Source organism: Rhizobium ruizarguesonis, assembly GCF_017357285.1.
GTDB classification, from domain to species: domain Bacteria; phylum Pseudomonadota; class Alphaproteobacteria; order Rhizobiales; family Rhizobiaceae; genus Rhizobium; species Rhizobium ruizarguesonis.
The window spans coordinates 3,515,825-3,537,494 of the sequence record NZ_CP071678.1 but is presented as its reverse complement, the minus strand read 5'-3'; the positions used below and the strand labels follow the sequence as shown (position 1 = coordinate 3,537,494).

Sequence of the window (21,670 nt, the reverse complement as noted above, 5' to 3'; positions counted from 1 at the left end):
CTTCAGATAACGCGTCTTGCCTGCGGTTCGTCACGGACCGCAGGCCCGAGCACCGCTTCGGCGGCAGCATCGATGATGGCGAATTTCGCCGCCTGATAATTCCAGTATTCACGGATGAAGTGGCCCGACAGCCAGAAGTCGCCCTTGCGGGAGGGTTCCGTCCAGCCAATGCTCTCCATGGTCGCTGCCTGCATCAGAAGCCGCTTCAGGTGGGTATTGGAGATCATGAACTGTTCGCGGATTTCCCTGAGCGACAGAGGGCCGAGCACGACGCGATCGGCCGTCCTTGGAAAATCGGGAAGGCGCGATATCAGGTAGTCCATCACCAGCCCGCCGGAATTCGCCCAGTTGAAGAGGTTGAAGGTGACGCCTGGATTGCGGACCGCTTCACTTCCTATGATCGCCCTTGCGATTAGCGGCTGGATCGCTGCCATCATCGCCGAGGGGTCGGCGGTGATCTTATCGGCGCGCTCACCGCCGTCGAGGCTGTCGAGGATCATCATATGGGCGACGAGCCATCGGGTGAAATGCTGCTCGGCGATTTCGGTAGGCTCCAGGTAACGTGTGCGCTTGTCGGGGCCGGGAACCGGTCGCAGGAAGCGATAGGCCAGCATTTCCTGCATGAAGGCCGCAGCGGTGTTGCGGCTGGCAATGTCGTTCCTGACTGCAAAATCGATGAAGCGGCCGGAATAGAGGCCGCCGCTCTTCCCGTCGTCGGAATAACCGTAATGAAGCGCGAAGCCGGCATGGGCCATCAGCCAGCGCTGCTGCGCGGCGAAGATCGAGGCGATGCGCGGGCTCTCGCGATAGATGGCGAGCATCTGATCGGCGCAATGCAGGATGGCAGCGAGAAAGCGATCGTCTGCTGCGAGATTGTCCGCGGTAAAAGCCATTTGGAGAGGTCCAGGGAGTTCGGCGCATACATCTTTCATGCAGGCGCCGCCTGTCAACGGTTTTGTCAATAAGCGGTTAATTTCAAAGGGAGAGTTGTCGCAGGGAGAGCCACAATTTAAGAAGGCAGGAGCTGGGGGCGCTCCTGCCTTCTTGCTCTTTGCGTCCACCGGCACGCAGGGCCGAAGCCCAAGCCGGAGGGTATTTGCAAAGGCACCCTTGCGAAGCGGCGCCGGGGGTAGGGATGGTGCTTCGCTCGGGGATCGCTTTGTTGAGATCGAACCTATTGCGGTGCGGCGGCTTATTCAAATTACAAAAAAATAATAATTGCCGGAATCGGCGGATTGGGAGGCGTCGAGGCGGACTCTCGGGAGGTGGCGCAGAGGATGATGAAGCGCAATCATCTGAGGAAATAATCCATTGTTTCCAAAAGATTTTTTCTCATCTCTGTTGGATGCCGCCGCCCTCGCTGTAGCTTTTCTGACGGCGGAATTCCGGCTCTGAAGGGACAATAATGTCGCACCCTGTCGCAGGGGGCGATAACGCGTTGTTGATTGGATAATCGGAGCCGCCGATGACCGCCACATAGCCTGTGAATAGTGGGTTTTCATGACAAGTTTCGTGGCATGGAGCGGAAAAGCAGCTTATATGGAGATTGGCCAAGAGGTATAAATGCGCTTTTCCAACACCTTTCTCGATGATATTCGCGACCGCGTTCCGATTTCGAACGTGATCGCGCGCCGCGTCAGCTGGGACAAGCGCAAGACCAACGTGTCGCGCGGCGATTACTGGGCCTGCTGCCCGTTCCACGGCGAGAAATCACCGAGCTTCCACTGCGAGGACCGAAAGGGCCGCTATCATTGCTTCGGCTGCGGTGTCACCGGAGACCATTTCCGCTTCCTGACGGAACTTGAAGGTCTGAGTTTCCCCGAGGCGGTGCAGCAGATCGCCGATATGGCCAGCGTGCCGATGCCGCTTGCCGATCCTGTGATGGAGAAGCGCGAGAAGGAGCGCGGCTCGCTGATCGACGTCATGGAGATGGCGACACAATTTTTTCAGGATCAGCTGCAGACGGCGAATGGGGCGAGGGCGCGCGCCTATCTGCGCGACCGCGGATTGACGGGCCGCACCATCGAGACCTTCCGTCTCGGCTTTGCGCCCGACAGCCGCAATGCGCTCAAGGAATTCCTCGCCGGCAAGGGTGTCTCCAAGGAGCAGATCGAGGCCTGCGGTCTGGTCGTCCATGAAAACGTGCCGGTTTCCTACGATCGTTTCCGCGACCGCATCATGTTCCCGATCCTCTCGTCGCGGGAAAAGGTGATCGCCTTTGGCGGCCGCGCCATGTCGGCCGATGCGCCGGCGAAATATCTGAACTCCAACGAGACGGAGCTCTTCCACAAGGGCAACGTCCTTTACAATTTCGCCCGCGCGCGGCGCGCGATCCAGGGACCGGGCCGCAGCGACGCTCAGGACGACAATGCGACCGGCACAATCATCGCCGTCGAAGGCTATATGGACGTGATCGCGCTGCATCAGGCGGGCATCGAGAATGCCGTTGCGCCGCTCGGCACGGCGCTCACCGAAAACCAGCTCGAACTGCTCTGGAAGATGGTGCCGCAGCCGGTGCTCTGCTTCGACGGCGACGGCGCCGGCATCCGCGCCGCCAATCGCGCCGCCGAACTGGCGCTGCCGCATCTGAAGCCCGGCCGTTCCGTTCGCTTCGCGCTTCTGCCCGACGGTAAGGATCCCGACGATCTGGTGCGCGATGACGGGCGCGCGCCTTTCGACAAGGTGATGAGCCAGGCAAAGCCGCTTTCCGAGATGCTTTGGAGCCGGGAGATCAATACCGGCAAGTTCGACACGCCCGAGGCGCGCGCCGAGCTCGAGGCGCGGCTGAAGCAACTGGTCGCCGTCATCGCCGACGAGAACGTGCGCCGTCACTACCAGCAGGATATTCGCGACCGGCTGAACGCCTTGTTCCAGCCGCAGTTCCAGAACCGCAATAATGGCGATCGCCGCGGCGGCTTCAACGGCAATGGCAATTACCGGACGGGCCGCGACAATGCGGGCAAGGCCGGACCGAAAAGCCCGAGCGTCATTTCCGAAAGGCTCGCCCGCTCCGGTCCCGTGCGCGGCCACCAGAACAATACGGCGCTGCGCGAAAGCGTGCTCGCGCTGACCGTCGTCAATCACCCCTCGCTGATGATTGACGATTATGACGAGATCGCCGCGATCGAATATGACAGCCGCGAGCTGCAGCGGCTCTGGTCGGCGATGCTGGGGGCAGCCGCGGCCGTCGCCGGCCCGCATCTGACGCGCGAATATCTGACCGAAAGGCTGGAATTCGAAGGCTTCGGCCCGCTCATCAAGAGCCTCGACCAGCAGGTGCGCAATGCCCGGCTGTGGATCGCGACCGAGGAGGCGGCGATGGAGGATGCGCGTGAGGGATACCGCCAGGCGCTGGCTTCCCACAAGCGGGCGAAGGCGCTGCGCCGGCAGAAGATCGAGCTCGAGCGCGAGATCGCGCTGGCGACCGAAGCCGGCGACGGCGAGGCGATCGTTCAACTGATGCGAGCGCAGCAGGAAGTGCATTTCGAAGGGGTGCGCCTCGAGAACCAGGAGGCCATCATCGATGGCTTCGGCGTGCTTTCCGGCCGCGTCAAAGGGGCGGCGAACCACTGATGTCGCTGACTGAACGCAATGAACCGGGCTTTTCCGCTTCCGGCGCGCTGTTTTCTTCCGGCCGCTCGCCGCTCGATATCCTCAAGCAAGTCTACGGCTATTCCTCCTTCCGCGGCAAGCAGCAGCAGGTCGTCGAGCATGTGGTTTCCGGCGGCGATGCGGTCGTGCTCTTTCCCACGGGCGCCGGCAAGTCGCTGTGCTTCCAGATCCCGGCGCTCTGCCGCGACGGTGTCGGTATCGTCGTTTCGCCGCTGATTGCGCTGATGCGAGATCAGGTGGAGGCGATGAAGCAGCTCGGCATCCGCGCCGCAGCACTCAATTCGTCGCTGTCGCGCGAGGAGTTCGTCGAGGTTCGCCGCGCGCTTTCGGCGGGCCAGCTCGATCTTCTCTACGTGACGCCCGAGCGTATTCTGACCGATGGTTTCCGCGAGTTGATCGCCAACGAGAAGATCGCGCTGTTTGCGATTGACGAGGCCCATTGCGTCTCGCAATGGGGTCATGATTTCCGGCCGGAATATCGCGAACTCGGCCGGCTCGGCGAGCAATATCCCGGTGTTCCCAGAGTGGCGCTGACGGCGACGGCCGATCCGCATACGCGCGACGACATGATCGAGCGGCTGGGTTTGGATTCTGCTGAGATCTTCACGACCAGCTTCGACCGACCGAACATTGCCTACGAGATCGTCGAGCGCGACCAGCCGCGCCAGCAGTTGCTGCGGTTCCTGTCCGGCCACAAAGGCGACAGCGGCATCGTCTATTGCCTGTCGCGCGCCAAGGTCGAGGATACGGCCGAGTGGCTGAACGGGCAGGGCATTCGCGCGCGTGCCTATCATGCCGGCATGGACAGGGCGGTTCGTGACGCCAACCAGGATGCCTTCCTGAAAGAAGAGAATCTTTGCCTGGTCGCCACCGTCGCCTTCGGCATGGGCATCGACAAACCCAACGTGCGTTATGTTGCCCATCTCGACCTGCCGGGCTCGGTAGAAGCCTATTATCAGGAGACTGGGCGCGCCGGCCGCGACGGCCTGCCGTCCGAAGTCTGGATGGCCTATGGCATGGCCGACGTCATCCAGCGCGGCCGGATGATCGACGAGGGCAGTGCCGCCGCGGAGATCAAACGGGTCGAACGCGCCAAGCTCAATGCGTTGCTGGCGATCTGCGAGACCGCCTCCTGCCGCCGCCAGGCAATTCTTGCCCATTTCGGCGAAGCGCATGCCGGACAATGCGGCAATTGCGACACCTGCCTGAAGCCGGTAGAGACCTGGGAGGGCACGGAAGCGGCGATCAAGGCGCTGGCGGCCGTCTACCGCACCGGCGAGCGTTTCGGCGCTGGCCATGTCGTCGACGTGCTCCTCGGCAATGTCAACGAAAAGACCGAACGTTTCGGCCATGCCGAAATGCCGGTCTTCGGCGCCGGCAAGGATATTCCGGCGCGCGTCTGGCAGTCGGTCTTCCGCCAGCTGCTCGCCATGGGGTTGATCCGCGTCGACCACGAGGCTTTCGGGGCGCTGAAGCTGGAGCCGGAGGCGCGTGCCGTCTTCAAGCACGAGCGGCAAGTGTTCTTCCGCAAGGACCGCCCGGCCTCGGAACGGCGCACGAAGAAGGCAGAGCGCAGCGAACGCAAATCGGGACTATCAGGCGCCGACGGCGGTCTTTTCGAGGCGCTGCGGGCCGAGCGCATGGCGATCGCCAAATCGCTCGGCGTGCCGCCCTATGTCGTCTTTCCCGATACGACGCTGATCGCCTTCGCCACGGAGCGGCCTCGCAGCCGCAAGGAATTGCTCGCCATATCAGGCGTCGGGCAGGCGAAGCTTGAGCGCTACGGCGATGCCTTCCTGGAGATCATCCTGGCGCAGGACAACGGTTAACGGACCCGCCTGATCCTTGAGATCGGGCGAGGGGGCATGGTAGTGCTGCCTCTACAGCGCCGCGCGTCTTTTCAGACGCGCAAAGGACGCTGTAGCACTTTGAATGGCTGCATAATTTTATCCTTAAATCGATTCCGATTTAAGGAATTATGCAGTAGGGAGGAGCGCCGATGGCCCAGAATATCTACGACCGACCGGAATTCTTCGCCGGATATAGCGGCATGAGACGATCCTTGCATGGGCTCGACGGAGCATCCGAGTGGCCGGCGGTACGCGCGTTGCTGCCCGATCTTGCCGGCAGGCGTGTTATCGATCTCGGCTGCGGCTTCGGCTGGTTTTCGCGTTTCGCCGTGAGCCAAGGTGCTGCAAGCGTGTTGGCGCTCGACATCTCGGAAAAGATGATCGCCAGAGCGAGGGCCGATACGACTGAAGCAGCGATCACCTACGAGATCGCCGATCTCGAGCATCTCACGCTTGCTCAAGCTTCTTTCGATTTCGCCTACAGCTCGCTAGCGCTGCATTATATCGAGGATTTCGCCGGTCTGGTCGCGACGGTCTATCGCGCGCTTTTGCCGGGATCGCATTTCGTCTTCACCATCGAGCATCCGATCTTCATGGCGCCGACCAATTCCGCCTGGACAACCGATGCCGAAGGGCGGCGCATCTGGCCGCTCGACCGCTATTCCGTCGAAGGTTCGCGCACCACCGACTGGCTCGCCAAGGGTGTCGTCAAGCAGCATCGCAGGCTCGGCACGACGCTCAACACCTTGATCGCGGCCGGCTTTGCCATTCGCCATGTCGAGGAGTGGAGCCCGAACGAAGATGAGCTCCAAGACAATCCAGACTGGGCGGAGGAGCTGGACCGGCCGATGTTCCTGCTGATCTCGGTCCAGCGCTGAGAAGACAAGCCGGCGGCAATATGCTAACCCGGCGGTAGCGCATCGGCCCGAAAATCGGAATCGATTTTTGGAAAGCACGATGCGCAGATTAAAAGTGTAACAGCGTCCTTTGCGCGTCTGATAAGACGCGCGGCGCTGTAGGGAAATCTCTGGGAAAGGCCGTCCATGACCTCGCAATTTCTCTCCCATCTCAGCAACGAGATCTCAGCGCTCAAGGATGCCGGCCTCTACAAATCCGAGCGCGTCATCAGCTCCAAGCAGGCGGGCGAGATCGTGATTTCCACCGGCGAGCGGGTGCTGAATTTCTGCGCCAACAACTATCTCGGCCTTGCCGACAACGAGGAACTGGCCGAGGCCGGCAAGCAGGCGCTCGACCGATACGGCTACGGCATGGCCTCGGTGCGCTTCATCTGCGGCACGCAGGAAGAGCATAAGCAACTCGAAGCGCGCATCTCCTCCTTCCTCGGCATGGAAGACACGATCCTCTATTCCTCCTGCTTCGACGCCAATGGCGGTCTGTTCGAGACGCTGCTGTCGGAAGAGGACGCGATCATCTCCGACTCGCTGAACCACGCCTCGATCATCGACGGCGTCAGGCTTTCGAAGGCCAAGCGTTTCCGCTACGCCAACAACGACATGGCGGCGTTGGAAGAAGAACTGAAAAAGGCCGAAGGCAGCCGCTTCAAGCTGGTCGCCACCGACGGCGTCTTCTCGATGGACGGCATCATCGCCAATTTGGGCGGTGTCTGCGATCTCGCCGAGAAATACGGTGCGATGGTCATGGTCGATGACAGCCATGCCGTCGGTTTCGTCGGCAAGAACGGTCGCGGCTCCGCCGAACATTGCGGCGTCGAGGGCCGGATCGACATTATCACCGGCACGCTCGGCAAGGCGCTCGGCGGCGCCTCGGGCGGCTATACCTCCGCCAAGGCGGAAGTCGTCGAATGGCTGCGGCAGCGCTCGCGGCCCTATCTGTTCTCGAACACGCTGGCGCCCGTCATCGCCGCTGCCTCGCTCAAGGTGTTCGACCTCATCGAAAACGGCGATGCCTTGCGCAAGCGTCTTTCCGACAATGCGGATCTCTTCCGCAGCGAAATGACCAAGCTCGGCTTCACGCTTGCCGGCGAAGGCCATCCGATCATCCCCGTGATGCTGGGGGAGGCTAAGCTCGCCCAGGATATGGCCGGCCTGATGCTGAAGAAGGGGATCTATGTGATCGGCTTCTCCTTCCCCGTCGTGCCGAAAGGCCAGGCCCGCATCCGCACGCAGATGTCGGCGGCGCATTCGCGGGCGGATGTCGAGCGGGCGATCGCGGCCTTTGCCGAGACAGGGCGGGAACTGGGTGTGATTTGAGTTTGACGGCGTGCCGTGTCGCCCCCTCATCCGCCCTACGGGCACCTTCTCCCCGCTGGGGAGAAGAGGGGATAGCAAAGTCGGGCGCCAAGTAAGGGTGGATATTGTCGATGTCGAACATGATGAAGGCGCTGGTCAAAGCGAAACCGGAAGTCGGGCTCTGGATGGAGAATGTGCCGGTTCCCGAGGTCGGGCCGAACGATGTGCTGATCCGGGTGAAGAAATCGGCGATCTGCGGCACCGACGTCCATATCTGGAACTGGGACCAGTGGGCGCAGAAGACCATTCCGGTGCCGATGGTGGTCGGCCATGAATTCTCCGGCGAGATCGCCGAGATCGGCTCGGCGGTCACCCGCTATCATGTCGGCGAGCGGGTCTCCGGCGAGGGGCATATCGTCTGCGGCAAGTGCCGCAACTGCCGGGCGGGCAGGGGGCATCTCTGCCGCAACACGCTCGGCGTCGGCGTCAACCGCCCGGGCTCCTTCGGTGAGTTCGTCTGTATTCCCGAAAGCAATGTCGTGCCGATCCCGGATGATATTTCCGACGAGATCGCCGCAATCTTCGATCCGTTCGGCAATGCCGTGCACACGGCGCTTTCCTTCGATCTCGTTGGCGAGGACGTGTTGGTTACCGGCGCCGGGCCGATCGGCATCATGGGCGCGCTCGTCGCCAAGCGATCCGGCGCCCGCAAGGTCGTCATCACCGATATCAATCCGCACCGGCTGGAGCTGGCGCGCAAGCTCGGCATCGACCATGTCGTCGACGCATCGAAGGAAAACCTTGCCGACGTGATGAAGGTGATCGGCATGACGGAGGGATTCGACGTCGGGCTCGAAATGTCGGGGGCCGCACCTGCCTTCCGCGATATGATCGACAAGATGAACAATGGCGGCAAGATCGCCATTCTCGGCATCGCGCCGGCCGGCTTCGAGATTGACTGGAACAAGGTGATCTTCAAGATGCTCAATCTCAAGGGCATCTACGGCCGCGAGATGTTCGAGACCTGGTACAAGATGATCGCCTTCGTCCAGGGCGGCCTCGATCTCGCGCCCATCATCACCCACCGGATCGGTATCGACGATTTCCGCGACGGCTTCGAGGCGATGCGGTCGGGCAATTCCGGCAAGGTTGTCATGGATTGGATGTGAGGGGACGACATGCGCTATGAAGGAAGCTGCCATTGCGGCAATGTGGCTTTCGAGGTCGAAGGCGAATTCACCGAGGCGCTCGACTGCAACTGCTCGCCGTGCTTATGACGGCGCGGCGCGATAGCCACTATTCCTCAGGCTAGCTCATCGGCCCGAAAATCGGAATCGATTTTCGGAAAGCACGATGCGAGGATTGAAAGTGTTAGAGCGTCCTTTGTGCGTCCGAAAGGACGCACGGCGCTCTAAGCGCGCATATATCGCCTGCACAACTGCAAAAATGGTGGAAACAACTGCTACGGCGGGCAAAATTCTTGCTGCCCTTGTCTTTTGTTCGCCGCATCTTAAATAAGGCTTCGCAATCGCTGCCGCGGTTCGAAGCCTGTGGATAAGGCTTTTTCCGTATTTTTGTGGGCTTTTTTTCCGGAAAAGCTTGACGAGAACAAAAAATGTGGGAATCACCGTTCGACTTGTTGAATGGTGAACTGGGTCAAGGCGGATCGCGCAACCATGGCCGGAAATCCAAAAGCAAGAAAGCTTTGCTGTCCGGTGCCGGTTATCGTGGTTAATCAGGCTTTAAATGTCATCCCGTTAGGTGGGCAAAGGTGATTCGAGGGCGGCGCGTGCGGCGCGTCAGGCCCTGAGACAGCCCGTTCACCGTAGCGAGATTGGATAGCGTCAGGAAGGCGACGATATAAATGGCAACCAAGGTCAAAGAGAACGAAGACGCGGAAGTCGAACGCGACGGCGCAAGCGACGGCCCTCTTCTCGATCTTTCCGACGACGCGGTCAAGAAGATGATCAAAGCCGCCAAGAAGCGCGGCTATGTGACCATGGACGAGCTCAACGCGGTCCTGCCGTCCGAAGAAGTGACGTCCGAGCAGATCGAAGACACGATGTCGATGCTGTCCGACATGGGCATCAACGTCATCGAAGACGAGGAAGCCGAGGAAGCCGGTGCTTCCGGCGGCAGCGATGACGACGACGCCGGCGGCGACGAGGAGAGCGAAGGCGGCGAACTCGCGCCTTCGAGCGGCACGGCGCTGGCGACCGCCAAGAAAAAAGAACCGACCGACCGTACCGACGATCCGGTTCGCATGTACCTGCGCGAGATGGGCTCGGTGGAGCTTCTTTCCCGCGAGGGCGAAATCGCGATCGCCAAGCGGATCGAGGCCGGCCGCGAGACGATGATCGCGGGTCTCTGTGAGAGCCCGCTGACCTTCCAGGCGCTGATCATCTGGCGCGACGAACTCAACGAAGGCACGACGCTGCTGCGCGAGATCATTGATCTCGAAACGACCTATTCCGGCCCTGAAGCCAAGGCTGCGCCGCAGTTCCAGAGCCCCGAGAAGATCGAGGCCGATCGCAAGCTCGCAGAAGAGAAGGAAAAGACCCGTCGCGCCCGCTCCGGTGACGACGACATTACCGATGTCGGCGGCGAAGGCCTGCCTCCCGAAGAGGAGGAAGAGGACGAGGACGAATCCAACCTTTCGCTGGCGGCGATGGAAGCCGAGCTTCGCCCGCAGGTGATGGAGACGCTGGATACGATCGCCGAGACCTACAAGAAGTTGCGCAAGCTGCAGGACCAGCAGGTCGAGCAGCGGCTGTCGGCTTCCGGCACGCTGTCCACGGCCCAGGAGCGCCGCTACAAGGAACTCAAGGATGAGCTCATCAAGGCCGTCAAATCTCTGTCCTTGAACCAGAACCGCATCGACGCCCTGGTCGAGCAGCTCTACGACATCAACAAGCGCCTCGTTTCCAACGAGGGCCGCCTGCTGCGTCTGGCCGAATCCTACGGCGTCAAGCGCGACTCCTTCCTGGAGCAGTATCAGGGCGCCGAACTTGATCCGAACTGGATGAAGTCGATCGGCAATCTGGCCGCTCGCGGCTGGAAGGAATTCGCCAGGGGCGAAAACACGACGATCCGCGACATTCGCCAGGAAATCCAGAATCTGGCGACCGAGACTGGTATCTCGATCTCGGAATTCCGCCGCATCGTGCATATGGTGCAGAAGGGCGAGCGCGAAGCGCGCATCGCCAAGAAGGAAATGGTTGAAGCGAACCTTCGCCTCGTCATCTCCATCGCCAAGAAATACACGAACCGCGGCCTGCAGTTCCTCGACCTCATTCAGGAAGGCAATATCGGCCTGATGAAAGCGGTCGACAAGTTCGAATACCGCCGCGGTTACAAGTTCTCGACTTATGCGACATGGTGGATCCGTCAGGCGATCACCCGTTCGATCGCCGACCAGGCCCGCACGATCCGCATTCCGGTGCACATGATCGAGACGATCAACAAGATCGTCCGCACATCGCGCCAGATGCTGCACGAGATCGGCCGCGAGCCGACGCCGGAAGAACTGGCCGAAAAGCTGGCCATGCCGCTCGAAAAGGTCCGCAAGGTCCTGAAGATCGCCAAGGAGCCGATCTCGCTCGAAACCCCGGTGGGCGACGAAGAGGATTCGCATCTCGGCGATTTCATCGAGGACAAGAACGCGCTGCTGCCGATCGACGCCGCCATCCAGGCGAACCTGCGCGAGACGACGACCCGTGTTCTCGCCTCGCTGACGCCGCGCGAGGAACGTGTTCTGCGCATGCGCTTCGGCATCGGCATGAACACCGACCACACGCTCGAAGAAGTCGGTCAGCAATTCTCGGTCACTCGCGAACGTATCCGCCAGATCGAGGCGAAGGCGCTGCGCAAGCTGAAGCATCCGAGCCGCTCCAGAAAGCTGAGAAGCTTCCTCGACAGCTAAGGCTTCGGCCACGCCATTCTGATTGGAAAAGCCGGGCTGCGTGCCCGGCTTTTGCTTTTGTGATTAATACCAATGATCCCGGCATCTTTCTTGTCCCTCCACGGTGACAAGCCTATAATCCGGCCACGGGGGAAGGCATCGATCGCAACCCGCGAGCGAGGGCTGACGTGTGCCTGCGTGAACGAATCCTCCGCTAGATCCGGATAATTTCAGGCCTGACAGGCCTGAAATCTGAGTCTGGATCCACATCAAAGAAATAGAGCATGACCTCGTCCGAAAACCGCTGACACTTTTCGGCATCATGCTCTGGGAGGTGCGACATGACCACTTACATTCTTTTGATCAATTGGACGGATCAGGGCATCCGCAATATTCGCGACTCGGCAAAACGGCTCGATGCGGCGAAGAAATTGCTCGCCGGCGTCGGAGGCTCCTTCAACCAGTTCTTTCTGACGATGGGCGGGCACGACATGGTCGCCGTCTGCGAGGCGCCCGACGACGCCGTCATGGCGCATTTTACCCTCTCGCTGGCGATGGGCGGCAATGTCCGCACGGAGACGCTGAAGGCATTCCCGGAGGCCGCCTACCGGGATCTCATCGGGTCGCTCGGGTAGCTAGAGCCTTTCCGGGTTAGATTGAAGCATTCTGTTGGCTCAAACGGAGTCGGATGGCCGGTCGATCAGCCGGCCCGTTTCAGCCAACCTTCCCGCAGATTTGCCTGGCAAATCTGCAAGACTCAGAATCGCCGGGCGCACCTATCGCTTCGCCCTGGCGAAGCGGTGCGGCCGGTGGGCCGGGCATCTTTCCGCCAGGATCAGAGGCGATCGGCTCGGACGTACCAAGAGGTATGCCCTTCGCCAATCGCCTCTGCCCTGACGAAAACCTGCTCCGGCAGAATGCTTCAATCTAACCCGGAAAGGCTCTAGGGCCGGCGATCGTCGATCTTAGACGTTGCGGAGCACTCGCTGCGCTGGCAGTGTTGCGGCGTGCTTCAATTTCTGCGGCAGGCTCCGGCCCGACTTTTCGGCAAGCTCATAATGAAAGCGCTCATCAGTTTCATGATCGTCATCGATCGTCCGACAGCCGCTTCCTGACCGATGGAACTGGCGGCGGACAAATGGGATGACGGGATCCGGCGGGGCGCTACAGCGTCCTTCGCGCTGCATGCCATCGCGATCCTGCTCCTTCTGCTGCTGTTGCCGAAGGCCGAGCCGCCGTTGCCATTACCGGATGACGGTCTGTCGGTGGAGATCGTCCCGCAGCCTGTGGAATCGCTGAAAATGCCCGAACCCGCCAAGACGCCTTTGCCGGAAGAGGCAAAGCCCGAGGCGGCAAAACCCGAAGCCCAGCCGGCGGCGCCGGTTGCAAATAATCCGCCTGCTGCGGCAATGCCTTCTGTGGCACCGATCACTTTGCCGATGCCAAAGCCGGCTGAATTCGTCGAGGCAAGGCAGCTGTTTTCCGACAAGGTCCTTGCCGATCCGCGCAGCCGCCGCGCCCGCGAGGCGCTGCGTGGCCTTGCCGGCAGCGAGCGCAATTTGCAGCTCTGTGATCTCGAGGCGCTGGAGCAGGTGCGCCGGGCGCTGCCGGCCAAGGCGCCGGATGCGCTTGCGCCCTATGCGATGGCGGCGGAGAAAGTCAGCGGCAACAGCGTCGAGGTGAAGGGCGGCGCCTTCCGCAGCAAACGCAAGTGGTACAACATCCAGTTCAAATGCGAGCTCGATGCCGGCTCCGGCAAGGTCCTGTCCTTCGCCTTTCTCGTCGGTGATGCCATTCCGCAAGGCGAATGGCAGGAGCACAATCTGGTGGCCGAAGATGGAGCCGCCGACCAATAACTCTCGTCGCTGCTGCGATCACGCGGTTTTTTTCTTTTGTGGCTTGATGCTGCCGGCTTTAGAGGCCACATCGCTGCTGTGACAGAAGAAGACGTGGAACCGCCGGAAACGCAGCACGAAACGGGAAAGCAGCGGCCTGAAATCCGCTGGGGCATCGTTGCGTCCGTTGTTGCGCATATTCCTATCATTGCTCTTCTGATTTTCGGGCTGCCGAAGATCGAGCCGAAACCTGCCGAAGACGAGAGCGTGAAGGTGGAGCTCGTTCCGCCGCCGGAGGAGAAGAAGCCGGAGCCCAAGCCCAAGGAAAAACCACCGGAGCCGAAGCCGCCGGAAGAGGCCAAGAAGCAGCCACCACCTCCGCCGCCACCGCCACCTCCGCCTCCGCCTCCGTCGCCGGAAGCTGCAAAGCCTCCCCCCGAAGCCACGAGACAGTTGTCTGCCACTCGTCCGGTCTTTGAATTTGGAGATAAGAATACCGGACGGATGAAGTCAGACACAGGAAACTCCTCGCAGGGTGAGGCAAGCCTGACACCTGTCCCTCCGCCGTCGGCGCAGCCCCAGGTGCAGCCTGAACCTGCCGAGCGTGCCGCGGATAAGCCCCAACCGATCGAGCAGCCTCCGGGCAATCCGGTTCCGAAGGACGTGAATTTGCCTGAGCTTACCGCGGTGGATAGCCATCCGGAACGAAATGCACCTTCTGTCCCGGCAACAGGAGAGGCGCGGACGAGCTTCGAACCGGAGAAGCCTTCGGAGGCAAAAAAGCCGACGCAGCAGAAAGACGAAGCGCCAAAGGATCAATTGCCCCAAGTAAAGACGCTGTTTTCACAGAGCGCCAACGATGATCCGGTTGCTCGAGCGGCATTGGGTAATATGTCGCCCGGCCAGCGCGTGAACGAGTTGTGCATGACCGAGTTAAGCCAACAGCTTGCGCATGAGTCGTCTAAATATTGGGACGCTGCTCTTCCATCCTATTCGTTGACCAATCAAACCGTTGTGGACGTGCGGAAGGGCGTCTTTACCAGTGGCGGCAATTGGTACGGTATCCAGTTCAGGTGCGAGGTTAACGCTGATGCCACGAAGATCCTGTCGTTTGCCTATAAGGTCGGCGGATTGATCCCTCGCAGCCAGTATGCGAAGTACAAAATCCGCGATTAGTCCTTGAGACATCTATCGTGTCGGAGCTTTGCAACAAGCCACGCGCAAGGAACCGCACCTAGCCTCTCCCCATGGCCGTGATGATCCGGTGAAGAAGAGGACAATGATATGTCGAACGAGATTGAGCGTTTTTTTGAGCGACAGGACGAGGCCGTGAGCGCGGTGTTCCTGGAAAACAAAGGTGATGAGCTGACCGATATTTTGGTGGCTGCTCTGGAAGAAGCTTTTGAAATCCTTCTCGAAGCCGCGCCCGCCGAAACCGTTCATTGAGGTCGCAGAGGGCTCGCTCAGTCTGCCAATGTGTTCTGACCGATCGTGCCGCTTGCGGTGCCCCGCCTTGTCGGGATAATGCGCCAGCATCAATGGCCCAGATATCATGTCGATTTTCCAAGAGGATCAACCACCGTCAGCGGGCGCGCTTGATGCCCGTCTGGCCGGTTACCGGTTCGAACGCGATGCGCTCGGCCGTTCCGCCGCGAGTGTCTTCCGGCTGGAAGCTCTCGGATTGCCGACGCTTTATCTGAAGGTCGAAGAGGCCGGTCCCTTCGGCGAACTTGCTGACGAAGCAGCCAGGCTTCATTGGCTTAAGGCTTCCGGTCTGCCATGTCCCGATATCATCGCAGAGGACAGCGACGGTGTGCACAATCGGCTGCTGATCAGTGCGCTCGCCGGGAGTGACCTCGCCAGCGCATCGGCGCTGACGCCGCTTGCGCGGGTCGAACTGCTGGCTGTGGCGCTCCTCGATCTGCATCGCCTGCCGATCGCATCCTGCCCCTTCGATCACCGCCTGAAGATGCGTATTGCGGCGGCGAAAGCACGGATGCAGGCCGGCATCGTCGACGAGACCGATTTTGACGAGTTGCGACTTGGAAAGAGTGCGGAGGCTCTGCTTGCCGAACTCGAAAGCGGGAGGCCTGGCCGCGAGGATCTCGTCGTTACCCATGGTGATGCCTGCCTGCCGAATTTCGTCGTCTCCGAAGACGGGTTTTCGGGCTACATCGACTGCAGCCGTCTCGGCGTCGCCGACCGCTATCAGGATATCGCGCTCGCCTGCGGCAGCATCGCCTACAATTTCGGCGAGGCGCTGGTGCAGCCCTTCCTTGATCGCTATGGCATGTCGGCCACGGATCCGGCGAGACTCGATTATTATCAGCTACTCGTCGAGTTCTTCTAAAGCGCGTCTCGATCTTTCAGATTCGCCCTCGCGCTTTAGGTCTTTATTTTTACGCATGTCGTTGTCGCAAAACCGCTGCACACTTTTGCGCGACCTGCTTTAGGCATGCATCCTAGCCGCCACGATTGCGTCATCTCACGGCGGCTGGCAGAGTGGCCGGCGATCGGACCTGCGGACAGATGATGGCGAGAAACCAGTTCAGGATGTTGCGCTCGGCGCTGGCAGGCATCGAAGTGGTGGAAGCGGAAACGCATCACAGCTTTGCGCGCCATACGCACGAGCAGTTCGGCATCGGTTTGATGTCCGCCGGGGCGCAGTCGTCGCTTAGCGGTCGCGGCATGGTGGAGGCTGAGGCCGGCGACATCATCACGGTCAATCCGAACGAGGTGCATGATGGCGCGCCGATCGGCGAGGGGCGATCGTGGCGCATCCTCTATTTCGATCCCGCCATCGTCAGTGGTCTGTCGCAAGAGATCAGCGAAGATGAGGCTGGGCGATCGGAAATCCCGCATCCGGTCATCCGTAATGCGGCGATCGCCGCCCGTTTCGAGACGCTGTTTCGTACGGTGACCGGCGGCGGCGCGGCGGATGGGCTGCTTTGCGAGGAACTGCTTCTGCAGCTCATCGCCGATGTCATGCGCGAGCGCTGCGGTACCGAAGAGCGGCCGCTGGTGCCGGCGTCGATCCGCGTGGCCCGAAACCTGATTGACGACGACCCGCTTGCGGCCGTCTCGCTCGCCGATCTCTCCAGGGAAAGCGGGCTCAGCCGCTTCCAGGTGCTGCGCGGTTTTGCCAAGGCGACGGGCTTGACGCCGCATGCCTATCTCGTCCAGGCCCGCATCCATATCGCCCGCCGGCTTATCGCTCAGGGCATGCCGCTTGCGGAAGCGGCCTTTGCCAGCGGCTTTGCCGATCAGAGCCACATGACGCGGGTCTTCGTGAGCAAATACGGACTGTCCCCGCGCCTCTATGCCGGCGCCTTTCTCTGAGCAGCTGCTTTGCACCTGCAATTTCGTTCAAGACCCTGATCCATCCCTGCTGTTTTCTCGGCGCATTCAACAGGAGACGCTGAATGTCGAGGCAGGTTCAAGGTTATGTCTATCTGGCGCTGGCGATGCTGACGGTCGGAAGCACTGTGATCGCAAGCAAGCTGATCGCGTCGGGTCTGCCGCCGTTCAGCGCCACCGCATTGCGCTTCGCCATCGCCTTTCCGGTCTTACTCCTGTTGATGCGGGCGACTGGCGCGCGGCTGCCGAGGTTTTCCCGGCATGACCGCCTCATCCTCATCATCCAGGCCGGGGCCGGCAGCGTTGGTTATACGACGCTGCTGATCTCCGGCCTCAACCTGACCTCGGCCGCCGATGCCGGCGTCATCATCGGCACGCTGCCGGTGGTTTCGGCCGCAATCTCCATCCTACTGCTTCGCGAACGGCCGCAGCGTGCCCTGCTTCTGGCCGTGGCGCTTGCGACGGCGGGCGTGCTTTCGATCGCCTTCACGCCGGATGCGGCAGGCGGATCATTGGCCGGCAATGCGTTGACCTTCTGCGCCGTCGTCTGCGAGGGGTTGTTCATCCTGCTCAACAAAAGACTGAACACCGAGATTGCGCCGCTTGCGCAGTCGACGCTGATGGCCGGCATCGGTTTCATCGTCGCCGCTATCCCGGCTATTTTCGAAGCGCCTTTCGCACATGGTATTTCCGCAAGCGCTGTAGGCGCCGTCGTCTATTATGCGCTGGTGCCGACCGTCGGCGGATTTCTGTTGTGGTATGCGGGGGCAGAAAGGGTGAGCGGCACGGAAGCGGCGCTCTTCACCGCGCTGGCTCCGGTTTCCGCCGTCGTGCTTGCCTTCATCATCCTTGGCGAGCCGGTTGGGCTCCACCAGTTCGCCGGTATCGCCTGCGTGCTTGCGGCCGTGCTCGGTCTTGCTTTTGCCGGGAGCCGTACAGTGAAACTTGCCAGCGGGAGATAGATCATGCAGTTCAGCCATTCCGATGCCGTATGGCAGGCCTTTCCGGAGCTTCGCGCCGGCGCGCTGCATGCGGGAGGGATCCATGCGGATGCCGATGTCGAGGCGGCGATCGCAGACTTCAACGCGATCGCCGAGGCCCGGCTGACGCAAGCGCAGGAAGGCGAATTCCCCGAAATCCAGGCCTGGCGACGCGGCTTTTCCCGCATGGGGCTGAAGCCGACGCAATATCGCTGCGCTTCCGAAGCGCTGCTGCGCCGCTTCCGCCAGGAACATGCGCTGCCGCGCCTGCATCCGCTCATCGATCTCTGCAATGCGATTTCACTTGCCTTCGCCATTCCGGTCGCCGTCTTCGATGCTGAAAGGATCGTTGGCGATCTCCAGGTCCGGCGGGCGAGGGGTGACGAGACCTATCTGACCTTTGGCGGCGAAATCGAACATCCCGAGCCGAACGAAGTGATCTTCGCAGATGCCGGGGAGAACGCGCATGCGCGGCGCTGGACGAACCGGCAGAGCGGGCTTTCGGCGGTGCGGGAGACCACGCGCTCGGTGCTGATCGTTGCCGAGGCCCTGCACGTCTCCGCCGGCGACGACATCGCCAGGCTGGTCGAAACAGCTGCAGATGCGCTTGCACGTCACTGGCCGGCGACGCCGAAAACGGCGATGCTGAGCTTTGTATCGCCGCGTTTCGAATTCTAAGGGCGCAGCGTTTCAGGGAAAGCTGCGTTCGGGGCCTTGGGCCGGCCGCATGCCCGCCCTATCTCTATGCGATCGATAGCTTCTGGAGACGAACCCGATGTCAGATAAGTCGTTCAAGATTCCGGGGCCGGATCATCCGATCACCGTCGAGCACAATCCCTCCCGCGTCGTCGTCACGCTCGGCGGCAAGACGATTGCCGATACGCGCGATGCGCTGACGCTGTGCGAGGCCTCCTATCCGCCGGTGCAATATATTCCGCGCAGGGATGTGGACATGTCGCTGCTACAACGCACCGACCATAGCAGCCATTGCCCCTATAAGGGCGACGCTTCCTATTACAGCATCATTCCGGGCGGCGAGCGCTCGAAGAATGCCGTCTGGACCTACGAGGCGCCGAATGCCGCGGTCAGCAGCATCAAGGATCATCTCGCCTTCTATCCCGACCGCGTCGACGCTATCGAGGAGATGGCCTCTCCGGAAGCCGGCGCCTTCTGACGGTACGCATGACACGGAAACCCGTTCCGGCGGAACATGTTGTCCGCCGGACCGTTAGGATCACCTGGAGCATTTCTGTTTCTCCGAATCACGGAAATGCTCTGGCTTTTGTTTGTGCAATTCCGGATGCAAAACCGCTGCGCACTTTGCCGGAATTGCTGCAGGGGATGTGTCGTGCCAAAATTCTATTTTCAGCTCTTCGATCGTGATGGCGCCGGGACGACCGAGACGGCCTATGATTTTGAATCCATCGAAGCTGCGAAAGCCGAGGCACGGCGCGTGTTGGCGGAGATGGCCACCGAAGGCTTGCCGGCGGCACCTCTGAATATGATGTCGGTGGAACTCTTCGATGAAAGCCGGCGACCGCTCGCAGAAATCCGGCTGATTCTCGAAGAAATTGCAAAACAGCCACGATAGGCACGCCGACCTGTGAATGCCTGTCGATCAAGCCAAAGCAATCAAAAAACTATGTCAAATTTAATTGCCGGCTATGAAGGCGGGTCTTAGCGTCGCGCCAATCGACCGAGTCGGATTGATGCGTAGGAGTGATCGGCGGCAGCCCTTAAACCGCAGCCGCTATCGTAAGACGTCGAGCCATTCATTGTGGAAGATGAGGCTGGCAACCGTGACCGGATCGCCGCTTTCGTCGCGAACGGTGATGGCGATCGTCATGCGATCGCCCGCCGGCAATTCGTCGCGGGCCACATCCAGCAGGATGCGGGTCAGCTCTTTCGGAATGTCTTCACGAGATTTGAGCTCGGTGCCGTGCTCGTCGCGCGTGGGACCTTCCCCGTTGTGTAGATCGAAATAGTAGCGAGCCATGTTTTTTCCTGCGCGTCACAGGAGAAATCACAGATGAAGACAATTGTTCCAGAGGCTAAGCATTGATTCTTATAGAAAATACAGGTCGCATCGAAATGGTCAGGAACTCTTGCGATATCGGCGGGCAAACCCGTGATTGAATCCCTGCTGCTCAATCTTGGCAGCCGCGATGTTTTGTCGGCCGAAGAGGAAAGCCGTCTCAGAGCGATCATCGTCAAAGACAGGTATTTTGCTGCCGGGGAGGATCTCGTCTCCGAAGGGAGCAGGCCGGGTTACAGCACGCTGCTGCTCGATGGTTTTGCGGCGCGCTACAAGGTGATGGCCGATGGCAGTCGCCAGATCACCGCACTGCATGTCGCCGGCGATTTCGTCGATCTGCATGCTTTCCCGATCAAGAAGATGGATCACGGCATCGTTGCGCTGTCATCCTGCCATGTTGCCTTCGCCGATCACGCCGACCTCAGGGCGATCACCGAACGCATGCCGCACCTCACGCGGCTGCTCTGGCTCGACACGCTGGTCGATGGCGCCATCCACCGCGAGTGGATCGTCGCCATGGGCCGGCGCTCCAAGCGCGCTCGTATTGCCCATCTCGTCTGCGAACTCTTCGTGCGGCTGCAGGTGGTGAAGCGGACGCGCGGCGCAAGCTTCCAGTTTCCGTTGACGCAGATCGAGATGGCCGACGTGCTCGGCGTTTCCGTCGTCCACCTGAACAAGACGCTGCAGGCGCTGAGGCGCGAGGGCGTGTTCACCTGGGAGAACCGGACGATCACCATCGTCGATTGGGAACGCCTCCAGGAAATCGCCGAATTCGATCCCGGCTATCTCAGTATTTCCAGGGAACCGCGCTAAACGTCGACGGTTCTTGCATATGAAGAGGGCTTTCAACATGATCCCGGTCGATAGTCATTCACCGGGATCATCCACACCATGAATAATCTTCAAGCGGTCGATCTCAACCTCCTCGTCGCCTTCGACGCGATCATGGCGGAGCGCAGCGTCACCCGGGCCGGCGCCCGCATCGGCCGCACCCAGCCGGCGATGAGTGCAGCACTTGCCAGGTTACGGCAGCTTTTTCAGGATGAGCTCTTCGTGCGCAGTCCGAGCGGATTGGAGCCGACACCGCGTGCGCTCGATCTGGCCGAGCCGATCGGAAAATCTCTGCGGCATGCGCAAGAGGCGCTGGCTTTCAGTGGCGTTTTCGATCCGCGGTCGTCATCGGCTTCGTTCCGGCTCGGTCTTTCCGAACACCCAGCCTTCGCGCTTCTGCCGAAGCTGCTGGCGGCGATCAGGCAGGCCGCGCCGAATATCAGCGTCGACGTCAAAGGTTTCGTCGCCCGCGAAAGGGCGGTGGAAATGCTCGATGCCGGAGAGGTGGATGCGGCGGTCGGCGTGCCGGTCTCCTCGTCGCCGCGCATCCTTTCCCGACTGCTTTTCGAGGAGAGCTTCGTTTCGATCGTCCGCGTCGATCATCCGTCGGCGGCAAAGAGCCTCGATCTCGAAACCTTCGTCGGTCTCGACCACCTGCTCGTATCCCCGGAAGGCGATCGTTATGGCCATGTCGACCGGAAGCTTTCGGAATTCGGTCTGCGCCGCAGGCTCGGCCTGACACTGCCGCAAATGTATGCGGCGCCGGCGATCGTCGCCGAGACCGATCTCGTCGCCACGCTGATGCGCGGCATCGTCGAGATCTCGGACAGCCGCGCCCGGCTGTCGATCCACAAGCCGCCGATCGAACTGCTGCCGGTCTCCTTTGCGCTGTCATGGCATCGCCGCAACGATTCCCATGTCGGGCAGCAGTGGTTCCGCGAACTGATCCGCTCCGTCGCGGCCGCGAAACAGGATCAGTCCGAGGAATTGCGCTGATCCCGCCTTTGGGATCAGCCGGCTGGTTTAGAGCATGATGCCGAAAAGTGTGAGCGGTTTTCG

General features: G+C 60.9%; 20 protein-coding genes and 1 pseudogene. 19 read left to right on the top strand and 2 right to left on the bottom strand.

The window, feature by feature from the left end:
- Positions 1-2 precede the first annotated feature (2 nt).
- On the bottom strand, positions 3-893 hold the full coding sequence (locus J3P73_RS17570) for a hypothetical protein (RefSeq protein ID WP_018074032.1): 891 nt from the start codon (positions 891-893) through the stop codon (positions 3-5).
- 670 nt (positions 894-1,563) lie between these two features.
- Here J3P73_RS17570 and dnaG point away from each other — a divergent pair.
- The 17 genes and pseudogenes from dnaG (at position 1,564) to J3P73_RS17490 (ending at position 19,336) form a co-directional block, all read left to right on the top strand.
- Positions 1,564-3,573, top strand: coding sequence for a DNA primase (gene dnaG, locus J3P73_RS17565; RefSeq protein ID WP_130692327.1), 2,010 nt, complete (start codon positions 1,564-1,566; stop codon positions 3,571-3,573).
- Positions 3,573-5,441: a DNA helicase RecQ gene (gene recQ / locus J3P73_RS17560; protein WP_075224499.1), complete on the top strand. Its 1,869-nt coding sequence runs from the start codon at positions 3,573-3,575 to the stop codon at positions 5,439-5,441. Before dnaG ends, recQ begins: the two co-directional genes overlap by 1 nt.
- 170 nt (positions 5,442-5,611) lie before the next feature.
- Positions 5,612-6,340 (top strand): class I SAM-dependent methyltransferase, encoded by a 729-nt coding sequence (locus J3P73_RS17555; protein WP_018074036.1) that lies wholly within the window; start codon positions 5,612-5,614, stop codon positions 6,338-6,340.
- Between the two features lie 165 nt (positions 6,341-6,505).
- Positions 6,506-7,693, top strand: a complete 1,188-nt coding sequence (locus J3P73_RS17550) for a glycine C-acetyltransferase (RefSeq protein ID WP_018074037.1) — start codon at positions 6,506-6,508, stop codon at positions 7,691-7,693.
- Positions 7,694-7,803: 110 nt separating this feature from the next.
- A complete protein-coding gene (tdh, locus tag J3P73_RS17545; RefSeq protein WP_130664892.1) occupies positions 7,804-8,841 on the top strand; it encodes an L-threonine 3-dehydrogenase in 1,038 nt (345 codons plus the stop codon).
- 9 nt (positions 8,842-8,850) lie between these two features.
- A pseudogene (locus tag J3P73_RS37625) lies at positions 8,851-8,943 on the top strand (GFA family protein); the annotation flags it as partial.
- A gap of 593 nt (positions 8,944-9,536) precedes the next feature.
- On the top strand, positions 9,537-11,594 hold the full coding sequence (gene rpoD / locus J3P73_RS17540) for an RNA polymerase sigma factor RpoD (protein ID WP_018074040.1): 2,058 nt from the start codon (positions 9,537-9,539) through the stop codon (positions 11,592-11,594).
- 320 nt (positions 11,595-11,914) lie between these two features.
- A complete protein-coding gene (locus J3P73_RS17535; protein WP_018074042.1) occupies positions 11,915-12,208 on the top strand; it encodes a GYD domain-containing protein in 294 nt (97 codons plus the stop codon).
- A gap of 483 nt (positions 12,209-12,691) precedes the next feature.
- Complete coding sequence (locus J3P73_RS17530; RefSeq protein ID WP_018074044.1) at positions 12,692-13,429, top strand: DUF930 domain-containing protein; 738 nt, start codon at positions 12,692-12,694, stop codon at positions 13,427-13,429.
- Positions 13,430-13,465: 36 nt separating this feature from the next.
- Positions 13,466-14,584: a DUF930 domain-containing protein gene (locus J3P73_RS17525; RefSeq protein ID WP_130692323.1), complete on the top strand. Its 1,119-nt coding sequence runs from the start codon at positions 13,466-13,468 to the stop codon at positions 14,582-14,584.
- Between the two features lie 108 nt (positions 14,585-14,692).
- Positions 14,693-14,854, top strand: a complete 162-nt coding sequence (locus J3P73_RS17520; protein ID WP_018074046.1) for a hypothetical protein — start codon at positions 14,693-14,695, stop codon at positions 14,852-14,854.
- 106 nt (positions 14,855-14,960) lie between these two features.
- Entirely contained in the window at positions 14,961-15,758 is a 798-nt protein-coding gene (locus tag J3P73_RS17515; RefSeq protein WP_207579676.1) for an APH(3') family aminoglycoside O-phosphotransferase, read from the top strand.
- A 182-nt stretch (positions 15,759-15,940) separates the two neighbouring features.
- Positions 15,941-16,747 carry a helix-turn-helix transcriptional regulator gene (locus J3P73_RS17510; RefSeq protein ID WP_130692319.1) on the top strand — a complete coding sequence of 269 codons (807 nt, stop codon included), beginning with the start codon at positions 15,941-15,943 and terminating at the stop codon, positions 16,745-16,747.
- An 83-nt stretch (positions 16,748-16,830) separates the two neighbouring features.
- Positions 16,831-17,727 (top strand): DMT family transporter, encoded by an 897-nt coding sequence (locus J3P73_RS17505; protein WP_130692317.1) that lies wholly within the window; start codon positions 16,831-16,833, stop codon positions 17,725-17,727.
- A gap of 3 nt (positions 17,728-17,730) precedes the next feature.
- Positions 17,731-18,423, top strand: a complete 693-nt coding sequence (locus tag J3P73_RS17500) for a B3/B4 domain-containing protein (RefSeq protein ID WP_130692315.1) — start codon at positions 17,731-17,733, stop codon at positions 18,421-18,423.
- Positions 18,424-18,520: 97 nt separating this feature from the next.
- The gene (locus tag J3P73_RS17495; RefSeq protein ID WP_018074051.1) at positions 18,521-18,919 is read left to right on the top strand and encodes a DUF427 domain-containing protein; all 399 of its coding nucleotides are present in this window, start codon (positions 18,521-18,523) and stop codon (positions 18,917-18,919) included.
- Positions 18,920-19,093: 174 nt separating this feature from the next.
- Entirely contained in the window at positions 19,094-19,336 is a 243-nt protein-coding gene (locus J3P73_RS17490; RefSeq protein WP_018242968.1) for a DUF6894 family protein, read from the top strand.
- Between the two features lie 159 nt (positions 19,337-19,495).
- Here the strand turns inward: J3P73_RS17490 and J3P73_RS17485 are convergent, their stop codons facing one another.
- Entirely contained in the window at positions 19,496-19,741 is a 246-nt protein-coding gene (locus J3P73_RS17485; protein WP_024319582.1) for a DUF6894 family protein, read from the bottom strand.
- Positions 19,742-19,873: 132 nt separating this feature from the next.
- Between J3P73_RS17485 and J3P73_RS17480 the strand changes: the two genes are divergently transcribed.
- Both J3P73_RS17480 and J3P73_RS17475 read left to right on the top strand, forming a co-directional pair.
- Entirely contained in the window at positions 19,874-20,593 is a 720-nt protein-coding gene (locus J3P73_RS17480) for a Crp/Fnr family transcriptional regulator (protein ID WP_130692313.1), read from the top strand.
- A 78-nt stretch (positions 20,594-20,671) separates the two neighbouring features.
- Positions 20,672-21,607 (top strand): LysR family transcriptional regulator, encoded by a 936-nt coding sequence (locus J3P73_RS17475; RefSeq protein WP_130692311.1) that lies wholly within the window; start codon positions 20,672-20,674, stop codon positions 21,605-21,607.
- Positions 21,608-21,670 lie beyond the last annotated feature (63 nt).

Bases quoted from the DNA above. Each gene is read 5' to 3' on its own strand.
- J3P73_RS17570 (WP_018074032.1), bottom strand. From the start codon at position 893: ATGGCTTTTACCGCGGACAATCTCGCAGCAGACGATCGCTTTCTCGCT.
- dnaG (WP_130692327.1), top strand. From the start codon at position 1,564: ATGCGCTTTTCCAACACCTTTCTCGATGATATTCGCGACCGCGTTCCG.
- recQ (WP_075224499.1), top strand. From the start codon at position 3,573: ATGTCGCTGACTGAACGCAATGAACCGGGCTTTTCCGCTTCCGGCGCG.
- J3P73_RS17555 (WP_018074036.1), top strand. From the start codon at position 5,612: ATGGCCCAGAATATCTACGACCGACCGGAATTCTTCGCCGGATATAGC.
- J3P73_RS17550 (WP_018074037.1), top strand. From the start codon at position 6,506: ATGACCTCGCAATTTCTCTCCCATCTCAGCAACGAGATCTCAGCGCTC.
- tdh (WP_130664892.1), top strand. From the start codon at position 7,804: ATGTCGAACATGATGAAGGCGCTGGTCAAAGCGAAACCGGAAGTCGGG.
- rpoD (WP_018074040.1), top strand. From the start codon at position 9,537: ATGGCAACCAAGGTCAAAGAGAACGAAGACGCGGAAGTCGAACGCGAC.
- J3P73_RS17535 (WP_018074042.1), top strand. From the start codon at position 11,915: ATGACCACTTACATTCTTTTGATCAATTGGACGGATCAGGGCATCCGC.
- J3P73_RS17530 (WP_018074044.1), top strand. From the start codon at position 12,692: ATGGAACTGGCGGCGGACAAATGGGATGACGGGATCCGGCGGGGCGCT.
- J3P73_RS17520 (WP_018074046.1), top strand. From the start codon at position 14,693: ATGTCGAACGAGATTGAGCGTTTTTTTGAGCGACAGGACGAGGCCGTG.
- J3P73_RS17515 (WP_207579676.1), top strand. From the start codon at position 14,961: ATGTCGATTTTCCAAGAGGATCAACCACCGTCAGCGGGCGCGCTTGAT.
- J3P73_RS17510 (WP_130692319.1), top strand. From the start codon at position 15,941: ATGGCGAGAAACCAGTTCAGGATGTTGCGCTCGGCGCTGGCAGGCATC.
- J3P73_RS17505 (WP_130692317.1), top strand. From the start codon at position 16,831: ATGTCGAGGCAGGTTCAAGGTTATGTCTATCTGGCGCTGGCGATGCTG.
- J3P73_RS17500 (WP_130692315.1), top strand. From the start codon at position 17,731: ATGCAGTTCAGCCATTCCGATGCCGTATGGCAGGCCTTTCCGGAGCTT.
- J3P73_RS17495 (WP_018074051.1), top strand. From the start codon at position 18,521: ATGTCAGATAAGTCGTTCAAGATTCCGGGGCCGGATCATCCGATCACC.
- J3P73_RS17485 (WP_024319582.1), bottom strand. From the start codon at position 19,741: ATGGCTCGCTACTATTTCGATCTACACAACGGGGAAGGTCCCACGCGC.
- J3P73_RS17475 (WP_130692311.1), top strand. From the start codon at position 20,672: ATGAATAATCTTCAAGCGGTCGATCTCAACCTCCTCGTCGCCTTCGAC.